The organism is Limnohabitans sp. Rim8 (assembly GCF_943326455.1).
GTDB lineage: Bacteria > Pseudomonadota > Gammaproteobacteria > Burkholderiales > Burkholderiaceae_C > Limnohabitans_A.
This window is the reverse complement of the sequence record NZ_CALPTI020000006.1, coordinates 155,246-174,056: the sequence shown is the minus strand read 5'-3', so window position 1 is coordinate 174,056 and position 18,811 is coordinate 155,246. Positions and strand designations below refer to the sequence as shown.

Below are 18,811 nucleotides of genomic sequence, written 5' to 3'. Positions count from 1 at the left end.
CGCGGAAGGTAATTCTCAACCAACTAATGTTTCCCTGAGGGGAACGGAGGTCAGCGAAATATGAGCGAGACTAATTCCGTCTACGCTGCCTATTCAGGCAACACCCACCTTTTCGGAGGCAACGGCCCATACGTCGAAGAGATGTATGAGAACTACCTGGCCAACCCAGGCAGCGTGCCTGACTCCTGGCGCGAGTATTTTGACGCCCTCCAACATGTCCCCGCTCTCGATGGCTCCAATGCCAAAGATGTTCCCCATTTGCCCGTCATCAATGCTTTTGCCGAACGCGCCAAGGCCGGTGGCACCAAAGTGGTCATGGCCAGCGAAAACGTCGAGATGGGCCGCAAGCGCACAGCCGTTCAGCAGCTCATTGCCGCTTACCGCAACGTCGGTCAGCGCTGGGCCGATCTGGACCCCTTGAAGCGCACCGAGCGCCCCCACATTCCCGACCTCGATCCGGCTTTCTACGGCTTTTCGGATGCCGACCAGGAAACCGTGTTCGACACCAGCAACACCTTTTTCGGCAAAAACAACATGTCTTTGCGCGAGCTGCTCAATGCGCTGCGCGAGACCTATTGCGGTACGCTGGGTGCTGAGTACATGTACACCACCGAGCAGGCTGAAAAGCGCTGGTGGCAGCAAAAGCTCGAAAGCATCCGCAGCAAGCCCAACTTCACGGCCGACAAGAAAAAACAAATTCTTGACCGCTTGACCGCGGCCGAGGGCTTGGAGCGTTATCTGCACACCAAATACGTGGGCCAAAAGCGCTTTTCGCTCGAAGGCGGCGAGAGCTTCATTGCGGCCATGGACGAGTTGATCCAGTCGGCTGGCGCTCAGGGCGTGCAAGAAGTCGTGATCGGCATGGCTCACCGTGGCCGCTTGAACGTTTTGGTCAACACCATGGGCAAGCTGCCCGCCGACCTGTTTGCCGAATTCGACCACACCGCCCCCGAGGAGTTGCCTGCGGGTGACGTGAAGTACCACCAGGGCTTCAGCTCGGACGTGAACACGGCCGGAGGCCCTGTGCACTTGTCGCTGGCTTTCAATCCCTCCCACTTGGAAATCGTGAACCCGGTGGTTGAAGGCTCAGTGCGTGCCCGCATGGACCGCCGTGGCGATCCACTGGGCAAGCAAGTCTTGCCCGTTTTGGTGCACGGTGACGCAGCCTTTGGTGGCCAAGGTGTCAACCAGGAAACGTTTGCGCTGGCCCAAACCCGTGGCTATTCCACCGGTGGCACGGTGCACATCATCATCAACAACCAGATTGGTTTCACCACATCTGACCCGCGTGACATGCGTTCGAGCGTTTTTTGTACTGACATCGTCAAGATGGTCGAAGCGCCTGTGTTGCACGTCAACGGTGACGACCCAGAAGCCGTGGTCATGGCCACACAGCTCGCGCTGGAATACCGCATGACCTTCCGCAAGGACGTGGTGCTGGACGTGGTGTGTTTCCGCAAACTGGGCCACAACGAGCAGGACACCCCCGCGTTGACGCAGCCTCTGATGTACAAAAAAATTGCGGCGCACCCCGGCACACGCAAGCTGTTTGCAGACAAACTCACAGCGCAAGGTTTGGGCGACAGCTTGGGTGACGACATGGCGAAGGCTTACCGCGCTGCTTTGGATGCGGGCAAAAACACGACCGAACCTGTGTTGACCAATTTCAAAACCCAGTTCACCGTGGACTGGGCGCCCTTCATGGGTAAAAAATGGACCGATGCGGGCGACACCTCGATTCCACCGTCAGACTGGAAGCGCCTGGCCGAGAAAATTTCGACCATTCCTGAGTCCGTCACGCCGCACCAACTGGTCAAAAAAGTCTACGATGACCGCGCCGCAATGGGTCGCGGCGACATCCCCGTCGATTGGGGTATGGGCGAGCACATGGCTTTTGCCTCGCTGGTGGCCAGTGGTTACCCCGTGCGTTTGTCGGGCGAAGATTGCGGCCGTGGCACATTCACCCACCGTCATGCGGTCATTCACGATCAAAAGCGTGAAAAGTGGGACACCGGCTCTTATGTGGCTCTGCAAAATGTGTCTGACAAGCAAGCCCCATTTGTGGTCATTGACTCGATCTTGTCCGAGGAAGCGGTTCTGGCCTATGAATATGGCTATGCCTCCAACGACCCCAATACCTTGGTGGTTTGGGAGGCCCAGTTCGGTGATTTTGCCAACGGCGCTCAAGTGGTGATTGACCAGTTCATCGCTTCGGGCGAAGTCAAGTGGGGCCGTGTCAACGGCATCACCTTGATGCTGCCGCATGGCTACGAAGGCCAAGGCCCAGAGCACAGTTCGGCCCGCGTGGAGCGCTTCATGCAGTTGGCAGCCGACACCAACATGCAGTTGGTTCAGCCCACCACCGCCAGCCAGATCTTCCATGTGCTGCGCCGCCAGATGGTGCGCGATTTGCGCAAGCCGCTGGTGATCTTCACCCCGAAGTCGCTGTTGCGCAACAAAGACGCGACATCGCCAGTTTCCGAGTTCACCAAAGGCAGTTTCCAAACCGTGATTGGTGAGACCAAGGACATCAAGGCTGACAAGGTCAAGCGCGTGATCGCCTGTTCAGGCAAAGTTTATTACGACCTTGTCAAACACCGCGAAGCCAAAGGCGCCGATGACACCGCCATCGTCCGTGTGGAGCAGCTGTATCCGTTCCCGCACAAGGCGTTTGCCGCAGAACTCAAAAAGTACCCGAACGCCACCGATGTGGTGTGGTGTCAGGATGAGCCACAGAACCAAGGCGCTTGGTTCTTCATCCAGCACAACATCCACGAAAACATGCAAAGCGGTCAGCGCCTCGGTTATGCCGGACGCGCAGCCTCCGCATCGCCTGCCGTGGGTTATTCGCACCTGCATCAGGACCAGCAAAAAGCATTGATCGAAGCGGCCTTCTCAAAGCTCAAGGGCTTTGTGTTGAGCAAGTGATCCCAAGAACAAACTGGCGTTTAACCTTTAAAGAGAAATCAACATGGCTATCGTAGAAGTCAAAGTCCCTCAACTGTCCGAGTCCGTGGCGGAAGCCACCATGCTGCAGTGGAAGAAAAAAGTCGGCGACACCGTTGCGGCGGATGAGATCCTGATCGAGATCGAAACCGACAAGGTGGTGCTCGAAGTACCCGCCCCCTCGGCCGGTGTTTTGTCTGAAATACTGGTGGGTGATGGTGGTACGGTCACGGCCGAGCAGTTGATTGCTCGCATCGACACCGATGGCAAAGTGGCCTCAGCTGCACCTGCAGCAGCCGCTCCTGCCGCAGCATCGGCCCCAGCAGCGGCAGCTGCACCTGCGGTGGCTAGCACCAGCATGGCCGGTGTGGCCATGCCTGCAGCAGCCAAGTTGATGGCCGACAACAGCCTGGCCGCTGGCTCGGTTCCCGGCACCGGCAAAGATGGCCGCGTGACCAAGGGCGACGTTTTGTCAGCCGTGGCCGGCGGCGTCAAGTCAACAGCCGCTGTGATCCCCACAGGCGTGCCAACCAAGACCTTGGTCCAAGTGGCAGCACCCGCCGTCAACCTGGGCGACCGCCCAGAGCAGCGCGTGCCCATGACGCGTCTGCGTGCCCGCGTGGCCGAGCGTTTGCTGCAGTCGCAGTCGACCAACGCCATTTTGACCACCTTCAACGAGATCAACATGGCCCCGGTCATGGACATGCGCAAGCGCATGCAAGATCGTTTCGAGAAGGAACATGGCTGCAAGTTGGGCTTCATGAGCTTTTTCGTCAAGGCCGCTGTGCACGCTCTGAAGAAGTTCCCGGTGCTCAACGCTTCGGTGGACGGCAACGACATCGTCTACCACGGCTATTTCGACATCGGTATCGCGGTCGGTTCGCCACGCGGCTTGGTGGTGCCCATCCTGCGCAATGCCGACCAAATGAGCTTTGCCGACATCGAAAAGAAAATTGCCGAGTTTGGCCAAAAAGCCAAAGACGGCAAGCTGGGCATCGAAGAGATGACCGGCGGCACCTTTTCGATCTCGAACGGCGGTACTTTCGGCTCGATGATGTCCACCCCCATCATCAACCCACCCCAATCGGCTATTTTGGGCGTGCACGCGACCAAAGACCGTGCCATGGTTGAAAACGGTCAAGTCGTGGTTCGCCCCATGAACTACTTTGCAATGTCGTATGACCACCGCATCATCGACGGCCGTGAAGCCGTGCTGGGCCTGGTCGCCATGAAAGAGGCGCTGGAAGACCCAGCCCGCTTGCTGTTCGATATCTAAAACTCCTTGTTTTGAATGCCCCCTACCCAGGGGGCGTTTTTCATCCAAAAGGCATTTCTCATGAGCAAACAATTTGACGTCGTCGTCATCGGCGGTGGTCCCGGTGGCTACATTGCGGCCATTCGTGCCGCCCAACTCGGTTTCCAAGTCGCTTGTATCGACGAGTGGAAAAATGCAGCCGGTGGCCCGGCGCCCGGCGGTACATGCACCAACGTGGGTTGCATACCCTCCAAAGCGTTGTTGCAGTCGAGTGAGCACTTTGACCACGCCAACCATCACTTTGCCGAGCACGGCATCAGCGCCACCGGTGTGAAGATCGACGTGGCCAAGATGATTGCCCGCAAAGATACCGTGGTGAAACAAAACAACGATGGCATCTTGTATTTGCTGAAAAAGAACAAGGTCACCTTTTTCCACGGTCGCGGCAGTTTCGCCGGCAAAGCCGATGGGGGCTACACCGTCAACGTGGCGGGCAAGACAGAAGAATCTTTGATGGCCAAACACGTCATCATCGCCACAGGCTCAAACGCCCGTGCCTTGCCCGGAACACCTTTTGATGAAGTGAATGTTTTGTCGAACGACGGTGCTTTGCGTTTAGGCGCTGTGCCCAAGAAGCTGGCCTTGATCGGTTCTGGCGTCATTGGCTTGGAGATGGGCTCTGTATGGCGTCGTCTTGGCGCAGAAGTCACCATCTTGGAAGGCTTGCCAACGTTTTTGGGCGCGGTGGACGAGCAAATCGCCAAAGAAGCCAAGAAGGCCTTTGACAAACAAGGCCTGAAGATCGAGCTGGGCGTCAAAGTCGGCGAGATCGTCAATGGCAAGAAGGGGGTCACGGTCAACTACACCAATGCCAAGGGCGAAGCCGTGGCGCTGGACGCCGACAAACTGATCATCTCGATCGGCCGGGTGCCCAACACCATCGGCTTGAACACCGAAGCGGTGGGTCTGCAGCTGGATGAGCGCGGTGCGATTGTGGTGGACGCGGATTGCAAAACCAACCTGCCCGGCGTGTGGGCAGTGGGTGACGTGGTGCGTGGCCCCATGCTGGCGCACAAAGCCGAAGAGGAAGGCGTGGCGGTGGCCGAGCGCATCGCGGGCCAACACGGTCACGTCAACTTCAACACCATCCCTTGGGTCATCTACACCAGCCCCGAGATTGCTTGGGTGGGACGCACCGAGCAACAGCTCAAAGCCGATGGTGTGGCTTACAAAGCGGGCTCTTTCCCATTCTTGGCCAACGGCCGTGCCCGCGCTTTGGGCGACACGACTGGCATGGTGAAGATGCTGGCCGATGCCAAGACCGACGGAATCCTGGGTGTTCACATCGTGGGACCACAAGCCTCTGAGTTGATCGCCGAGGCCGTGGTGGCCATGGAATTCCGAGCCAGCGCGGAAGACATTGCCCGCATTTGCCATGCTCACCCATCTTTGAGTGAAGCCACCAAAGAAGCAGCCTTGGCCGTGGACAAACGGACCCTGAACTTCTGAGCCCTTGACTCGCCCTCAACTGTGGTTTCGGGTGAGTTGGGTTAAAGTTCACTCACCCTGAAAACCCGGGCCGCACCCGGGTTTTTCTCATTTGAATTGAAGAGTCCACTGCCCATGTCTGTTCGTGAAGTTTACGAAGCTGAGTTGCTCAAGCGTGATTACCAGAGCGATCCAGCACAGCTCAAAGCCATTGACGCCTTGGAGCGCTGTGCCAGCGAGTGGACGACCTACAAATCCAAGCGCTCAGGCTTGTTGGGCAAGTTGTTTTCCCGGCCGGAAATCCCCAAGGGGGTTTATATGTTTGGCGGGGTGGGTCGAGGTAAAAGCTTTTTGATGGACTGCTTTTTTGCCGCTGTGCCGGTGGAGCGCAAAACGCGTTTGCACTTTCACGAATTCATGCGCGAGGTTCACCGCGAATTGACGGCCATTCAAGGTACGGTGAACCCCTTGGACGAGCTGGGCAAGCGCATGGCCAAGCGTTACCAGCTGATTTGTTTTGATGAATTCCATGTGGCTGACATCACCGATGCCATGATCTTGCACCGCCTTCTGGTGGCGCTGTTTGACAACGGTGTGGGCTTTGTCACCACGTCCAACTTTGAACCCAACGGTCTTTACCCCGACGGCTTGCACCGCGACCGGATCTTGCCTGCCATTGCGCTTCTGAACGAGCGCATGCAGGTGCTCAATGTCGACAACGGCACGGACTACCGCCGCAGAACCTTAGAGATGGTCAAGCTCTACCACACTCCATTGGGAGATCAAGCCGACACGGAGATGAACGATGCGTTCAACCGGTTGGCGACCGGCCCAGATGAAAGCCCCGTGCTGCACATCGAGGCCCGTGAGATCACGGCCCTGCGTCGTTCGGGCGACGTGGTCTGGTTTGATTTCAGGGCCATTTGTGGGGGGCCTCGATCGCAAAACGATTACCTGGAAATCGCCACCCAATACCATACCGTTTTGCTGAGCAATGTGCCTTTCATGCCGATCAGCATGGCATCCGAGGCACGCCGATTCACTTGGTTGATCGACGTGCTGTATGACCGCAGGGTCAAACTCATCATGTCGGCCGCCGTGCCGCCCGAGGGGCTTTACACCGCTGGCCCCATGTCCCATGAGTTTCCCCGAACGGTGTCGCGTCTTCATGAAATGCAGTCCAGTGAATTTTTGGCGCTGGAACACCGAACTGTGGACACGAACCTCACATGATCCGCGTTCGCCTGTTTTGGCTGGCTGTCTGGTTTGCGGCTTGGGGTCTGCTTGGTTTGGCACATGCTCAAAACTTGGAGGCTGCAGCATCAGACAATTCAGAACTTCAGACCGTACCCCAAGAAATTGCACTTCAAAGGCAGGCTTTGGCAGTCCAACGTGATGCCATTTTGAAATCTGATGAGCAGCGACAAGTGCTGTGTTGGCAAAAGTTTGCGGTCAATGCTTGTTTGATCGAGTCCCGTCGAATCCGCAGGCAAGCACTTGACCCGTTGGCCCAGCAGGAGCTGGTCTTGAACGCTCGAGAGCGTGAGTGGCGGTCAGAACAGCGTGAACTGCGCTTGCTCGGCAAGCAGCCTGCCAAGCAGGGCACGCCATGATGGACAGTTCGCCGCCAGCATTGCCAGGGTTTGATCTGCACTCACCCCAGCGTCAATTGATCGAGTGGCAAATGGCCCATGCCGATTTGGATGCCTTGATTGACCAAGCATCGGCCACAGCTGCAAACCAAGATGATCTGAGCCTGCGGCGTATGAAAAAAAGGCGTTTGGCGTTGCGTGACCAAATCGCCTCGCTGCAGGCCCGATTGATGCCCAAGGAGCCTGCTTGAACTTGCTTGACCAGCGGGTGGTCGATACCTTATCCAGTCAAGGTGTCTTGGCCCGAGCTGTTCCTGGTTTCCAAGCTAGGCAGGGACAAACTGACATGGCTTTGGCCGTGAGTCGAACGGTTCAAGCTGGTGGGCAGTTGGTGGTTGAGGCGGGTACGGGAACGGGTAAGACTTATGCGTATTTGGTGCCTGTTTTGCTCAGTGGCCAGAGGGCCTTGGTGTCCACGGCGACCAAAGCCTTGCAAGACCAATTGTTTTCGCGTGACATCCCCCGTCTGATCGAGGTCTTGGGTTTGCCGATTCGCGTGGCTTTGCTCAAAGGGCGCTCCAACTATTTGTGTTTGCACCGCATGGAGCAAGCGCGTCACAGCCCCGAATCAGCCCAACCGGGCGCGCAAAAAGCCTTGGCCAAGATTGAGACCTGGTCGCAGTCCACGCGCACGGGCGACATGGCCGAATTGACAGGTTTGGACGAGCGTTCGCCTTTGTGGCCACTGGTGACGTCCACCCGGGACAACTGTTTAGGTTCCAGCTGCCCCCGCTACCGGGCCTGCCATGTGAATCTGGCTCGCAAAGAGGCCATGGCGGCGGACGTGGTGGTCATCAATCACCATCTTTTTTTTGCCGACATGGCGGTGCGTGAGTCGGGTGTGGCCGAGTTGTTGCCCACGGTACGCGTGACAGTGTTCGACGAGGCCCACCAACTCAACGAGATTGGGGTGAATTTTTTAGGCCAGCAGTTGTCCACGGTGCAACTGCACGAGTTGGTGCGAGACGTTTTGGCCACGGGTTTGCAGTTGGCGCGTGGTCTTGTTGATTGGCAGTCTTTGAGCGCTGGCTTAGAAAAAGCAGCCCGCGATTGGCGCTTGGCCGCTGGCATATACCGAGGGGCCGTGCGTTTGCGTTGGACAGGCCAACAGCCAGAAGGCGTAGACCCTGACGAATGGAACACCGGTATGCAGGCTGTGACACAGGCGCTGGCAGACATGCAAAATGGTTTGGACATGGTGAGCGAGTTGGGACCTGATTTTCAGCGCTTGGGGGATCGCGCCCGCGAGCTGATGCAGCGTGCCGCCATGTTTGCCGACACCCCCAAGCCGGAGGGTGTGCGCTGGGCAGAAGTCAGTGCGCAGCTGCGACTGATCGAGTCACCTTTGGACATTGCGCAGTCTTTTTCGGCACTGACACGGCCCGCTTCAGCCGCTCCAGTCAACGATGCAAGCCCACTGGCCGACCCCGATTCTTTAGAAGCTCTCCTGGCCGGAGATCCCAGGAATACATCTTTGGACAGTGCGTCCCATGTCGCTCCTTCGAGCGTGGGTCAGCGTGCTTGGATTTTTACTTCGGCCACATTGGGCGACGAGCCCACTTTGCGTTGGTTCACCGAGCCTTGTGGATTGGGTTCTGCCGAGGTCATGCAAGTCAACAGTCCATTTGACTATGCGAGCCAAGCGGCGCTGTATGTGCCCACCCATTTGCCACGCCCAGGTGATGCAGGTCATGCTGGGCAGGTGGCCCGTTTGGTCCAAGAGGCTTTGGCCATTCTGGGAGGCCGAACCTTGGTGTTGACCACCACATTGCATGCGATGCGAAGCATAGGTGAACATCTTCAGGCGCAGTGCGATGCCAGCGTAGAAGTGTTGGTGCAAGGGCAAAGCCCCAAGCGCAGGTTGATGGAGCGTTTCCGTGAGGGAGGTGGGCAGGGTGATCCACATGGTCGCAGCGGCTGTGTGCTGGTGGCATCCGCCTCGTTTTGGGAGGGTTTTGATGTGCCCGGTGATGCTTTGCAGCTGGTGGTGATCGATAAGCTGCCGTTTCCTCCTCCCGGTGATCCTTTGTTCGAAGCCCGCAGCCAACGCATGACTCAACAAGGCAAAAGTGCTTTTGCCGACCACGCTTTGCCGGAAGCTGCTGTATCGCTCAAACAAGGAGCCGGTCGTTTGATACGGAGTGAAACCGATCGAGGGATCTTGGTGGTGTGCGACAACCGTTTGGTCGGCATGTCCTATGGCCGGCGCTTGGTACGAGGTCTGCCCGAGATGCGCCGTTTAGATGATCACAAAGCCTTTTTGGAGACTTTGCAGCAGCTCACCAAAGACGCCACCAAGCTTTAGTGCCGGATGGAGAATTGCCTGGAAGGTAAGGCGACTGAGGGTAGTTTTTGGTCAATACCCGCAATGCGTCGTCTCGCAAAACCGTCATGCCCATGGCGTCATACGACTTGACCAAAATGGCCAGGGCTTCTTCGATGGCCGGGACACCTTCGAAATCGATGATCGCTTGTTGTGCCCGGTTGATGGCGGCCACATGAGCCCCGCGCTTGGCGTAGTAGCGTGCCACATGCACTTCGTAAGCAGCCAAAGAATTGACCACATGGGTCATGCGCTGACGAGCGTCAGCACTGTACTTGGAGTCGGGGAATCGGGTGATCAGCTCAAGAAAAGATTCATAAGAGTCTTTGGCAGCTTTTTGGTCACGCTCTGACAAGTCTTGTCGAGTCAAAAAAGAAAACATTCCCAAGTTATCGTTGAAATTGACCAAGCCTTTCAAAAACAGGGCGTAGTCCAGTGCTGGGCTGGTGGGGTGCAAGCGAATGAACCTGTCCAAAGTGGCCAAAGCTTGGATTTTGCTGCCCGTTTTGTACTGGGCATATGCTTTGTCGATCTGAGCTTGTTGAGCCAAAACGGTTCCAGCGGCGCGACCTTCAAGCTTTTCGTAGTAGCCAATCGCCTTGTCCCAGGCACCCGCGTTGACCTCGTCGCGGGCTTCGCTGTAAATTTTCTCAGGGGTCCAGCCTGCAGTGGGGTCTTTGGGGTTGTTGGCGCAGCCGCTCAGAAGAAGAAGTCCCGCAGCCATGACAAGACCGACAAGAACCGTCGATAATCTGAAGCTTTGCATCTAAAACACCCTTGATCTGTTGAACACTTTGATTATATCGACCGACCCCGAATTGGAAGACACAGGTCAAGCGCTTGACGACGCAGAGCGCTTGGTGGAGGCCACCCATGAGGTTCGCCACGCTTTGGTGCCTTCGTCATTACACGGTCAAAGGCTGGACCGTGTTTTCGCGCAATTGGTCCCTGAGTTTTCACGCAGCTACTTGCAGCAATTGATTGAACAAGGCGATGCCTTGGTGGAAGGGCGTGTGACCACCAAGGTAGCAGCCAAAGTCCGTTTGGGGCACCAATTACAAATCACACTGCGTGCAACCCCTCAGTCCCAGGCCTTTGTGCCAGAAGCCATGCCCATTGATGTGGTTTTCGAGGATGAGCACCTGCGTGTGATACACAAACCTGCTGGTTTGGTGGTGCACCCTGCGCCTGGCAATTGGGGGGGCACTTTGCTCAATGGCCTGTTGGCTCTGGACCCTAAAGCCAGCGAAGTCCCTCGCGCTGGCATTGTTCACCGTTTGGACAAAGACACCAGTGGTTTGATGGTGGTGGCCCGAACTCGACAGGCCATGGACGCGCTGGTCGATCAAATTGCTGCCCGTGAGGTGCACCGACAATATCTGGCCATGGCCCATAAAAGCTGGACAGGTTCTGCCCAAAAGCATGTGGATGCTGCCATTGGCAGAGATCCGACCAATCGCTTGCGCATGGCGGTGGTGGATTTGACCCATCAATCGGGCAAAACCGCTTCAACGACCCTTGATTTGCTGGCTCAAGGTGAGCGTTGCTGCCTGGTTCGTTGCACTTTGCACACGGGGCGTACACACCAAATTCGAGTGCACATGGCCCACATCGGCCACCCGTTGATTGGCGATGGGGTTTACGGCGGTACGCCATTGGGCGGCATGGCTCGTCAAGCTCTGCATGCATGGCGTTTGGCTTTCGTCCACCCCATCACCGGCGACAGCATCGATTTGCAAACCGACTGGCCACAAGACATGGCTGATGCATTGCATCCATTGGGCCTCAGTTACAATTTGGCAGCTGAAATCTAAGCGTTGCTTGAATCCCCAGTCTGAGTCATTGACGTTTTGCCGAATCTTGAGGCCTGCGTTTGACCATGGTGGCAGCTGATTCCCTAACCTCGCCGTGAGGCGTTTTTTTCCGAAAGACCGACACCATGAACATGGCGCAAGCCAAGCGTGTCCTGGAAGCGGCGCTGCTCACTGCAGGCCAGCCACTGTCCCTGCGCGATCTTCGTGTTTTGTACGACGATGAGCTTGGGGCCGATACCCTGCGGTTGATGCTTCAAGAAATTGAACTCGAATGGGCGCACAAGGGCTTGGAGTTGGTCCATGTGGCGAGCGGTTGGCGTTTCCAAAGTCGACCCGAGCTGCGGTCTTTTCTAGATCGTTTGCACCCAGAAAAACCCCCTAAATACACACGAGCTGTCCTCGAAACCTTGGCCATCATTGCCTACCGTCAACCTGTCACTCGTGGCGACATGGAAGACATCCGCGGTGTCACGATTGGCTCTCAGATCCTCAAGCAACTTGAAGACCGGGGATGGGTTGAAGTGATCGGTCACCGAGAAACGGTGGGCCGCCCCAGTCTTTTTGCCACAACGCGTCAGTTTTTAGACGACCTGGGCTTGGCTTCTTTGGACCAGCTTCCTTTGTTGTCTCAGGTTGACCCGCAGATGTCGGCTTTGTCCAGCATGCTTGAAGAAGCCCCCTTGCAAGCGAGCTTGTCTTTGGACGAGGACCTGTCTGACGCCCCAATTCACTTGGCGTCACTCACCCATGTGCCCGATGCGGCCTCCACAATCGCCCTGAACGGGGATGAAACCCCCAACACATGAACGATCACTCTTCAAACGACCAGAACCCCAACGCTGGCGTTTACGCCAAACGCAAGCCTAGCGCCTTGGCGCCAGAACCGCAGGTTTCTTTCAAGCCCATCGCCTTGGCCGATGTGGTGTCTGGCCAATTCGATGACGAAGAGGTTGCTCAGGCCTTGTCCGAAGATTTGGGCAAGCGAGTTTTGGCACCACAAACCGATTCTCCCAAGTTGCACAAAGTGCTGGCCCAAGCGGGCATGGGGTCTCGGCTCGAGATGGAAAAGCTGATCACTGAAGGCCGGATTGCGGTCAACAACGAACCCGCTCACGTAGGCCAGCGTGTCCAATACGGTGATCAGATCAAGGTCGATGGCAAGCCGATTCGCATCCGCATTGACCCGCCACCTGCCCGTGTCATCGCTTACCACAAGCCTGCGGGTGAAATCGTCAGCCACGACGATCCGCAAAACCGTCCTTCTGTTTTTCGCAAATTGCCACGTTTGCAAAATGGCAAATGGCAGTCGGTGGGCCGTTTGGACCTGAATACGGAAGGGCTTTTGTTGTTCACCAGTTCCGGTGAATTGGCCAATCAGTTGATGCATCCCCGCTTTGGTTTGGAGAGGGAGTACGCCGTTCGTGTTCTGGGCGCCTTGAGCAAGGACGAAAAGCACCGCTTGCTGGACGGCGTCATGCTGGAAGACGGCCCTGCGCAATTCGGATCGATTGAAGATGGTGGCGGGGAGGGGTCCAACTGTTGGTACCGCGTCACCATTTCTGAGGGACGCAATCGGGAAGTACGCCGCATGATGGAGTCCGTAGGCCATGCGGTCAGCCGTTTGATCCGCATTCGTTATGGCGCTATGGTGCTGCCACATGGTTTGCGCCGAGGCGCTTGGCTGGAGCTGGACGAGACGGACATCCGTTCTTTGATGCGAGCGGCGGGAACGTCCGATCGCCCCCGCGCTGTGACCGAGCCTGTGACGCGGACTAACCGCAATGACAGACGTCCGCGAACCGGTGGTCAAGGGCGTGCGGGCACGGCTGTACCAAGAGCCAAACCCGCGGCCAAGCCGAATCAAGCGCCCGGTGGATCGGGTTTGCATGTCAAATCGGATGCCCCCAAAAATGAAGCCAAGTACATCGGTGCTGAAAGCTTCAACCGTTTGAAAAAAGTCCCGGGTAGTTCGGGGCGTGGGGGACGAGGCGGCAGCAAAACCAGCCGTTGAGTTGATTCTTCTATGGAAATTGCCCACTGGCATGAGACCCTTGCTTTGGCGGGGTCGAGGCCTTTGCAGGACACACTCAGGTTAGAATATCTGGCTTTGCTGCTAGGCAAATTTGCTTTATAAAACTCTTGAAATAGGAAAAAATCATGGCCATCGAACGCACTCTCTCCATCATCAAGCCGGACGCCGTCGCCAAAAACGTTATCGGACAAATCTATGCCCGTTTTGAAGCAGCAGGCCTGAAGGTTGTGGCCGCCAAGATGGTGCACCTGTCGCGTGGCGAAGCAGAGCAGTTTTACGGTGTGCACAAAGCACGTCCTTTCTTCAAAGATTTGGTTGATTTCATGATCTCCGGCCCGGTCATGATTCAAGCCCTCGAAGGTGAGAACGCGATTGCCAAAAACCGTGATCTGATGGGCGCTACCGACCCCAAGAAAGCCGATGCGGGCACGATCCGCGCCGATTTTGCTGACAGCATCGACGCCAACGCTGTGCATGGTTCCGACGCCCCTGAAACAGCCGCAGTTGAAATCGCTTTCTTCTTCGCTGGCTTGAACGTTTACGCACGCTGATCGCTTTGCGGCTTTCGCCCGTCCCGACCCCCATGACGGCCAACCTTCTTGAGTTTGATCTGGATGGTTTGGCCGTTTTTTGCGAGGGGCTGGGCGAAAAGCGCTTCAGGGCCACCCAGTTGTTTCGCTGGATTCACCAGCGGGGCGCTGCGGATTTCGATCATATGAGCGACTTGGCCAAATCACTGCGCCAAAAACTCCAGGCTCATGCCCACATCTCGGCATTGCCTGTCATCAGCCAACACATTTCAACCGACGGCACCATCAAGTGGTTGTTCGATGTCGGCGATGGCAATGCCATCGAATCTGTGTTCATTCCCGAAGACGACCGGGGCACTCTGTGTATCTCTTCTCAAGCGGGTTGTGCAGTCGGCTGTCGCTTTTGCTCTACAGGTCACCAAGGCTTCAGCCGCAACCTCACCACGGGTGAGATCCTTGCACAGTTGTGGTTTGCCGAGCATTTTTTACGTAAGCACCTGAATACGCCAGACCGCGTCATCTCCAACGTGGTGATGATGGGCATGGGCGAACCCCTTCAAAACTACTCGGCGTTGGTGCCAGCTTTGCGCGCCATGCTCGATGACCATGGTTATGGCCTCTCTCGCCGCCGCGTGACGGTATCGACGTCGGGCGTAGTGCCCATGATCGAGCGGTTGTCGGGCGATTGCCCGGTCGCCTTGGCAGTTTCTTTGCATGCACCCAATGATGCGCTTCGCGACAACTTGGTGCCTCTCAACCGCAAATACCCGCTTGCTGAACTCATGCAGGCTTGCATTGGTTACCTGGCCCACGCGCCTCGCGACTTCATCACTTTTGAATACTGCATGCTGGATGGTGTCAACGACCAAGTCGAGCATGCCAGTCAATTGATCGATTTGGTGCAAAAACACGCCCGTCAAGGCTTGCGCTGTAAATTCAACCTGATTCCTTTCAACCCGTTTCCGGCCTCAGGCTTGCTGCGATCACCCCATGCCCGTGTGCAGGCTTTTGCCAAGCACCTGCAAGATGCTGGTTTGGTGACCACGGTGCGTAAAACCCGTGGGGATGACATCGATGCAGCTTGTGGACAATTGGCTGGGGATGTGAAAGATCGCACGCAGGTTCAATCCCGCATGGCTCAGCAACGCGTTGTGCCATTGGTGCGACACGCGACACCTGCGGGTCAGGAGTGACCGAATGAACAACGATTCCGATAACCAATCGGGCTCCCCCATGACGGCGGGGCAGATGCTGCGGGAGGCCAGAATGAAGGCGGGTGTTCATGTGGCCGTTTTGTCCGTGAACCTCAAGGTGCCTGTTCGGCAGTTAGAGGCCCTAGAAGCCAATGCCTTTGATGCCGACAAGGGACCGGTTTTTTACCGAGGATTGGCGTCCAGTGTGTGCCGGCAGTTGAACCTTGACCCTGTACCCGTTTTGGCTCTGTTGCCGCGACCATCGGGTCAGCTAACTGCCTTGAAACACATTCAGCAACCGTCAACACTGACGCATGCCCAAAAGAGCAGGACCTTTCAAGCCAAGTTGACATCCAAGGTTTTTTGGCTGGGGGCCTTTTTGTTGGCATTGACATTGTCGTTTGTTTGGATGCCTTCCCCTCTTCATTGGGGTTGGTTGGACCTGTCCAGATTACCCTGGTCGCAAAGCGACGCCAGGGTTGACGTGATTCAAGATATTCGTGTTGCACCCACTCAATCGACTTCAGACAGGGCTTTTTCGCAGACGCGCACTGAACCTTTGAGCCCATCGTCAGTCAGCTTGCCACCTTCAGGGCTTGAGCCAGTTCCTGCGCTCTTGGCCGTGACGCAAGAGGGCAGTGCCATCAAAAATCCTTTCGTAGGTTTGACAGGGCCGACAGTCAAATCTGCACCGTGGGTTTTCAAGGCTTCGGCTGAAAGTTGGTTGGAATTGCGCGATGCTCAAAATGTGGTGGTCTGGAGTGGCCTTTTGAAGGCCGGCGACACCACCCGGATTGACAGTCCACTGCCTGTTCGTGTGGTGGTGGGGCGCGCTCAATCGGTGAGCGTCACACTGCGTGGCGAGGCCTTTGATTTGAAGCCACATACCCAAGTGACCGTGGCACGGTTTGAAGTGAAGGAGTAATCATGTCTTCTGTTTTGACTTCGTCATCGGACCATCCGATTGAAATTGCCAAACCTCTCAAGAGAGTCAGCAGGCAGTCTCGCGTTGTCTGGGGTTCCAAAGTGGTCACGGTGGGCGGTGGGGCACCTGTCAGGGTTCAATCCATGACCAACACCGACACCGTGGATGTCATTGGCACGGCCATACAAGTTAAAGAGTTGGCGATTGCAGGCTCAGAGATGGTGCGCATCACCGTCAACACGCCTGAGGCTGCTCAAGCGGTTCCACACATTCGCGATCAGCTTGACAAAATGGGCATCGATGTGCCTTTGATTGGCGACTTTCACTACAACGGCCACCGTTTGTTGACCGACTATCCGGCTTGCGCAGAAGCATTGTCCAAATACCGCATCAATCCAGGTAATGTGGGTAAAGGCGACAAGCGTGATCTTCAGTTCGGGCAAATGATCGAAGCCGCTATGCGTTGGAACAAGCCCATTCGCATTGGTGTCAATTGGGGTAGTCTGGACCAAGAGCTTTTGGCTGAGTTGATGGATTTGAACAGCCAGCGAGCAGCGCCTTGGGAAGCCCGACAAGTCATGTACGAGGCCCTGATTTCTTCGGCCATTTCTTCTGCCCAAAGGGCTGAAGCCATGGGCTTGTCTGGGGACCAGATCACACTCTCGTGCAAGGTGTCGGGCGTGCAGGACTTGATATCGGTGTACCGAGAACTGGGCCACCGTACCGATTATGTTTTGCACCTCGGCCTGACCGAGGCGGGCATGGGCACCAAAGGCACAGTGGCATCTGCTGCTGCCTTGTCGGTCCTGCTCCAAGAAGGCATTGGTGACACCATTCGAGTGTCACTCACGCCTCAGCCGGGCGAGGCCCGCACGCAAGAGGTGGTGATCGCTTCTGAGATTTTGCAGTCCTTGGGTTTGCGTATTTTTGTGCCCAGTGTGACCGCGTGCCCCGGTTGCGGTCGCACCACCAGCAGCACTTTCCAAGAGCTGGCTAAACAAATTGACGATTTTCTGCGTGCACAAATGCCTGTCTGGCGTGTGCGCTACCCCGGGGTCGAAAACCTCAAAGTGGCTGTGATGGGTTGCATCGTGAATGGCCCAGGCGAGAGCAAGCACGCTGACATCGGCATCAGCCTGCCGGGTACGGGTGAGGCGCCAGCTGCCCCTGTATTCATTGATGGCGAAAAGCGCCTGACTTTGCGTGGCGAAGGGATTGCGCAAGAGTTTCAGGTGCTGGTTGAAAACTACATTGAGAACCGCTTTGGTTCCGAATCTGCAGAACAAAAATGAGCGACGCGCTGAAAGAAAACACCTCTTCAAAATCCGACAAAGCCACCAAGCCGCAAAAGCTGGTGGGCGTGAAGGGCATGAACGATATCTTGCCGCCAGACGCAGCCCGTTGGGAGTGGCTGGAGGGTCAAGTTCGCACCTTGATGGCGCGTTACGCCTACAGAAATGTGCGTTTACCCATCGTTGAGCCCACCGCTTTGTTTGTGCGCGGCTTGGGCGAAGTGACTGACATCGTTGAAAAGGAAATGTATTCCTTTGAAGACCGCTTGAACGGCGAGCAGCTGACTTTGCGCCCTGAAGGCACTGCTGGCTTGGTGCGTGCGGTGGTTGAGCATAACTTGCTCTACGAAGGTGGCAAGCGCCTGTATTACATGGGGCCGATGTTTCGGCATGAGCGTCCGCAGCGTGGTCGTTACCGCCAGTTTCACCAAGTCGGTGCCGAGGTGCTTGGGTTTGGCGGCGCCGAGGTGGATGCCGAGCTGATCTTGCTGGCCAATGACCTGTGGAAGGTGTTGGGTCTGAAAGACGTGCGCCTTGAACTGAACAGTCTGGGGCAGCCGGCCGAGCGCCAAGCCCACCGCGCTGCCTTGATCGCTCACCTTGAAAAGCACAAGGATGCTCTCGACGATGAGGCCAAAAGACGCCTTCACAGCAACCCGCTGCGCATTTTGGACACCAAAAATCCGGCCATGCAAAGTGTGGTCGAAGCGGCACCCCGTTTGCTTGACTTTTTGGGTGAGGCCTCTTTGGCGCACTTCAACGCGGTCAAGGCGATTTTGGATGCCAATGGCATGGTCTTCACCATCAACCCGCGCTTGGTGCGCGGCATGGACTACTACAACCTCACTGTGTTCGAGTTCATCACCACGAGCCTGGGCTCGCAAGGCACGATTTGCGGCGGTGGCCGTTATGACTACCTGATTGAACAAGTTGGCGGTAAGCCGTCACCTGCGGTGGGCTGGGCTTTGGGTGTCGAGCGCGTGTTGGAACTCATCAAAGAGCAGGGCGAGACCCTGCCAGACTTGGCCCCTGATGTTTACGCCATCATTCCAGAAGCCGCGGCCTTGCCCGTGGCCATGCAGGTTCTGCAGTCCTTGCGAGCTTGCGGCGTGTCGGCCCAAATGCATTCGGGCAGTGGCGAAGGCATGGGCAGCATGAAGTCTCAATTTAAAAAGGCCGATGGCTCTGGTGCTCGTTTTGCCTTGATTTTTGGGGCCGAAGAATTGGCCTTAGGACGGGTGGCCGTTAAATCCTTGCGGGATGGCGTAGGGGTTCAGCGCACCGAGTCTTTGGGCACTGTGGCCGACTGGGCCCACAGCCTACAATCACACTTTTGATGTTTACCGAATAGTCAATACACC

16 protein-coding genes are annotated in these 18,811 nt (G+C 56.6%); 15 read left to right on the top strand and 1 reads right to left on the bottom strand.

The genetic code is table 11. The annotated features are described in order from the left end of the window. Positions 1–60: 60 nt before the first annotated feature. The 7 genes from Q1M54_RS06525 to Q1M54_RS06495 all read left to right on the top strand — a co-directional run bounded on the left by Q1M54_RS06525 (position 61) and on the right by Q1M54_RS06495 (position 9,646). Positions 61–2,928 (top strand): 2-oxoglutarate dehydrogenase E1 component, encoded by a 2,868-nt coding sequence (locus Q1M54_RS06525; protein WP_300555426.1) that lies wholly within the window; start codon positions 61–63, stop codon positions 2,926–2,928. Positions 2,929–2,971: 43 nt separating this feature from the next. Next, on the top strand, positions 2,972–4,222 hold the full coding sequence (odhB, locus tag Q1M54_RS06520; protein ID WP_300555424.1) for a 2-oxoglutarate dehydrogenase complex dihydrolipoyllysine-residue succinyltransferase: 1,251 nt from the start codon (positions 2,972–2,974) through the stop codon (positions 4,220–4,222). Positions 4,223–4,282: 60 nt separating this feature from the next. Next, positions 4,283–5,710: a dihydrolipoyl dehydrogenase gene (lpdA, locus tag Q1M54_RS06515; protein ID WP_300555422.1), complete on the top strand. Its 1,428-nt coding sequence runs from the start codon at positions 4,283–4,285 to the stop codon at positions 5,708–5,710. A 114-nt stretch (positions 5,711–5,824) separates the two neighbouring features. Further along, the gene (gene zapE, locus Q1M54_RS06510; protein WP_300555420.1) at positions 5,825–6,922 is read left to right on the top strand and encodes a cell division protein ZapE; all 1,098 of its coding nucleotides are present in this window, start codon (positions 5,825–5,827) and stop codon (positions 6,920–6,922) included. Next, positions 6,919–7,302 (top strand): hypothetical protein, encoded by a 384-nt coding sequence (locus Q1M54_RS06505; RefSeq protein WP_300555418.1) that lies wholly within the window; start codon positions 6,919–6,921, stop codon positions 7,300–7,302. Before zapE ends, Q1M54_RS06505 begins: the two co-directional genes overlap by 4 nt. Then, positions 7,302–7,532, top strand: a complete 231-nt coding sequence (locus tag Q1M54_RS06500) for a YdcH family protein (protein ID WP_300555444.1) — start codon at positions 7,302–7,304, stop codon at positions 7,530–7,532. Before Q1M54_RS06505 ends, Q1M54_RS06500 begins: the two co-directional genes overlap by 1 nt. 95 nt (positions 7,533–7,627) lie before the next feature. Continuing rightward, positions 7,628–9,646, top strand: a complete 2,019-nt coding sequence (locus Q1M54_RS06495; protein ID WP_300555442.1) for an ATP-dependent DNA helicase — start codon at positions 7,628–7,630, stop codon at positions 9,644–9,646. Here Q1M54_RS06495 and Q1M54_RS06490 read toward each other — a convergent pair. Then, complete coding sequence (locus Q1M54_RS06490) at positions 9,621–10,388, bottom strand: outer membrane protein assembly factor BamD (RefSeq protein ID WP_300555416.1); 768 nt, start codon at positions 10,386–10,388, stop codon at positions 9,621–9,623. The genes Q1M54_RS06495 and Q1M54_RS06490 overlap by 26 nt on opposite strands. 94 nt (positions 10,389–10,482) lie before the next feature. Here Q1M54_RS06490 and Q1M54_RS06485 point away from each other — a divergent pair, with 94 nt between their 5' ends. The 8 genes from Q1M54_RS06485 (at position 10,483) to hisS (ending at position 18,787) form a co-directional block, all read left to right on the top strand. Further along, positions 10,483–11,478: an RluA family pseudouridine synthase gene (locus tag Q1M54_RS06485; RefSeq protein WP_300555440.1), complete on the top strand. Its 996-nt coding sequence runs from the start codon at positions 10,483–10,485 to the stop codon at positions 11,476–11,478. A gap of 125 nt (positions 11,479–11,603) precedes the next feature. Then, positions 11,604–12,284, top strand: a complete 681-nt coding sequence (scpB, locus tag Q1M54_RS06480) for an SMC-Scp complex subunit ScpB (RefSeq protein ID WP_300555414.1) — start codon at positions 11,604–11,606, stop codon at positions 12,282–12,284. Beyond that, positions 12,281–13,489: a pseudouridine synthase gene (locus Q1M54_RS06475; RefSeq protein ID WP_300555412.1), complete on the top strand. Its 1,209-nt coding sequence runs from the start codon at positions 12,281–12,283 to the stop codon at positions 13,487–13,489. The genes scpB and Q1M54_RS06475 overlap by 4 nt, the downstream gene beginning before the upstream one ends. Positions 13,490–13,635: 146 nt before the next feature. Continuing rightward, entirely contained in the window at positions 13,636–14,061 is a 426-nt protein-coding gene (ndk, locus tag Q1M54_RS06470) for a nucleoside-diphosphate kinase (protein ID WP_019427923.1), read from the top strand. Positions 14,062–14,093: 32 nt separating this feature from the next. After that, complete coding sequence (gene rlmN, locus Q1M54_RS06465) at positions 14,094–15,233, top strand: 23S rRNA (adenine(2503)-C(2))-methyltransferase RlmN (protein WP_300555408.1); 1,140 nt, start codon at positions 14,094–14,096, stop codon at positions 15,231–15,233. Between the two features lie 4 nt (positions 15,234–15,237). After that, positions 15,238–16,158 carry a helix-turn-helix domain-containing protein gene (locus Q1M54_RS06460; RefSeq protein WP_300555406.1) on the top strand — a complete coding sequence of 307 codons (921 nt, stop codon included), beginning with the start codon at positions 15,238–15,240 and terminating at the stop codon, positions 16,156–16,158. A gap of 2 nt (positions 16,159–16,160) precedes the next feature. Continuing rightward, positions 16,161–17,450: a flavodoxin-dependent (E)-4-hydroxy-3-methylbut-2-enyl-diphosphate synthase gene (gene ispG, locus Q1M54_RS06455; protein WP_300555404.1), complete on the top strand. Its 1,290-nt coding sequence runs from the start codon at positions 16,161–16,163 to the stop codon at positions 17,448–17,450. Further along, entirely contained in the window at positions 17,447–18,787 is a 1,341-nt protein-coding gene (gene hisS, locus Q1M54_RS06450) for a histidine--tRNA ligase (RefSeq protein WP_300555402.1), read from the top strand. The genes ispG and hisS overlap by 4 nt, the downstream gene beginning before the upstream one ends. Positions 18,788–18,811: the final 24 nt, after the last annotated feature.

Excerpts from the sequence above, each read along its gene's own strand:
- Q1M54_RS06525 (WP_300555426.1), top strand. The coding sequence starts at position 61 with ATGAGCGAGACTAATTCCGTCTACGCTGCCTATTCAGGCAACACCCAC.
- odhB (WP_300555424.1), top strand. The coding sequence starts at position 2,972 with ATGGCTATCGTAGAAGTCAAAGTCCCTCAACTGTCCGAGTCCGTGGCG.
- lpdA (WP_300555422.1), top strand. The coding sequence starts at position 4,283 with ATGAGCAAACAATTTGACGTCGTCGTCATCGGCGGTGGTCCCGGTGGC.
- zapE (WP_300555420.1), top strand. The coding sequence starts at position 5,825 with ATGTCTGTTCGTGAAGTTTACGAAGCTGAGTTGCTCAAGCGTGATTAC.
- Q1M54_RS06505 (WP_300555418.1), top strand. The coding sequence starts at position 6,919 with ATGATCCGCGTTCGCCTGTTTTGGCTGGCTGTCTGGTTTGCGGCTTGG.
- Q1M54_RS06500 (WP_300555444.1), top strand. The coding sequence starts at position 7,302 with ATGGACAGTTCGCCGCCAGCATTGCCAGGGTTTGATCTGCACTCACCC.
- Q1M54_RS06495 (WP_300555442.1), top strand. The coding sequence starts at position 7,628 with ATGGCTTTGGCCGTGAGTCGAACGGTTCAAGCTGGTGGGCAGTTGGTG.
- Q1M54_RS06490 (WP_300555416.1), bottom strand. The coding sequence starts at position 10,388 with ATGGCTGCGGGACTTCTTCTTCTGAGCGGCTGCGCCAACAACCCCAAA.
- scpB (WP_300555414.1), top strand. The coding sequence starts at position 11,604 with ATGAACATGGCGCAAGCCAAGCGTGTCCTGGAAGCGGCGCTGCTCACT.
- Q1M54_RS06475 (WP_300555412.1), top strand. The coding sequence starts at position 12,281 with ATGAACGATCACTCTTCAAACGACCAGAACCCCAACGCTGGCGTTTAC.
- ndk (WP_019427923.1), top strand. The coding sequence starts at position 13,636 with ATGGCCATCGAACGCACTCTCTCCATCATCAAGCCGGACGCCGTCGCC.
- rlmN (WP_300555408.1), top strand. The coding sequence starts at position 14,094 with ATGACGGCCAACCTTCTTGAGTTTGATCTGGATGGTTTGGCCGTTTTT.
- Q1M54_RS06460 (WP_300555406.1), top strand. The coding sequence starts at position 15,238 with ATGAACAACGATTCCGATAACCAATCGGGCTCCCCCATGACGGCGGGG.
- ispG (WP_300555404.1), top strand. The coding sequence starts at position 16,161 with ATGTCTTCTGTTTTGACTTCGTCATCGGACCATCCGATTGAAATTGCC.
- hisS (WP_300555402.1), top strand. The coding sequence starts at position 17,447 with ATGAGCGACGCGCTGAAAGAAAACACCTCTTCAAAATCCGACAAAGCC.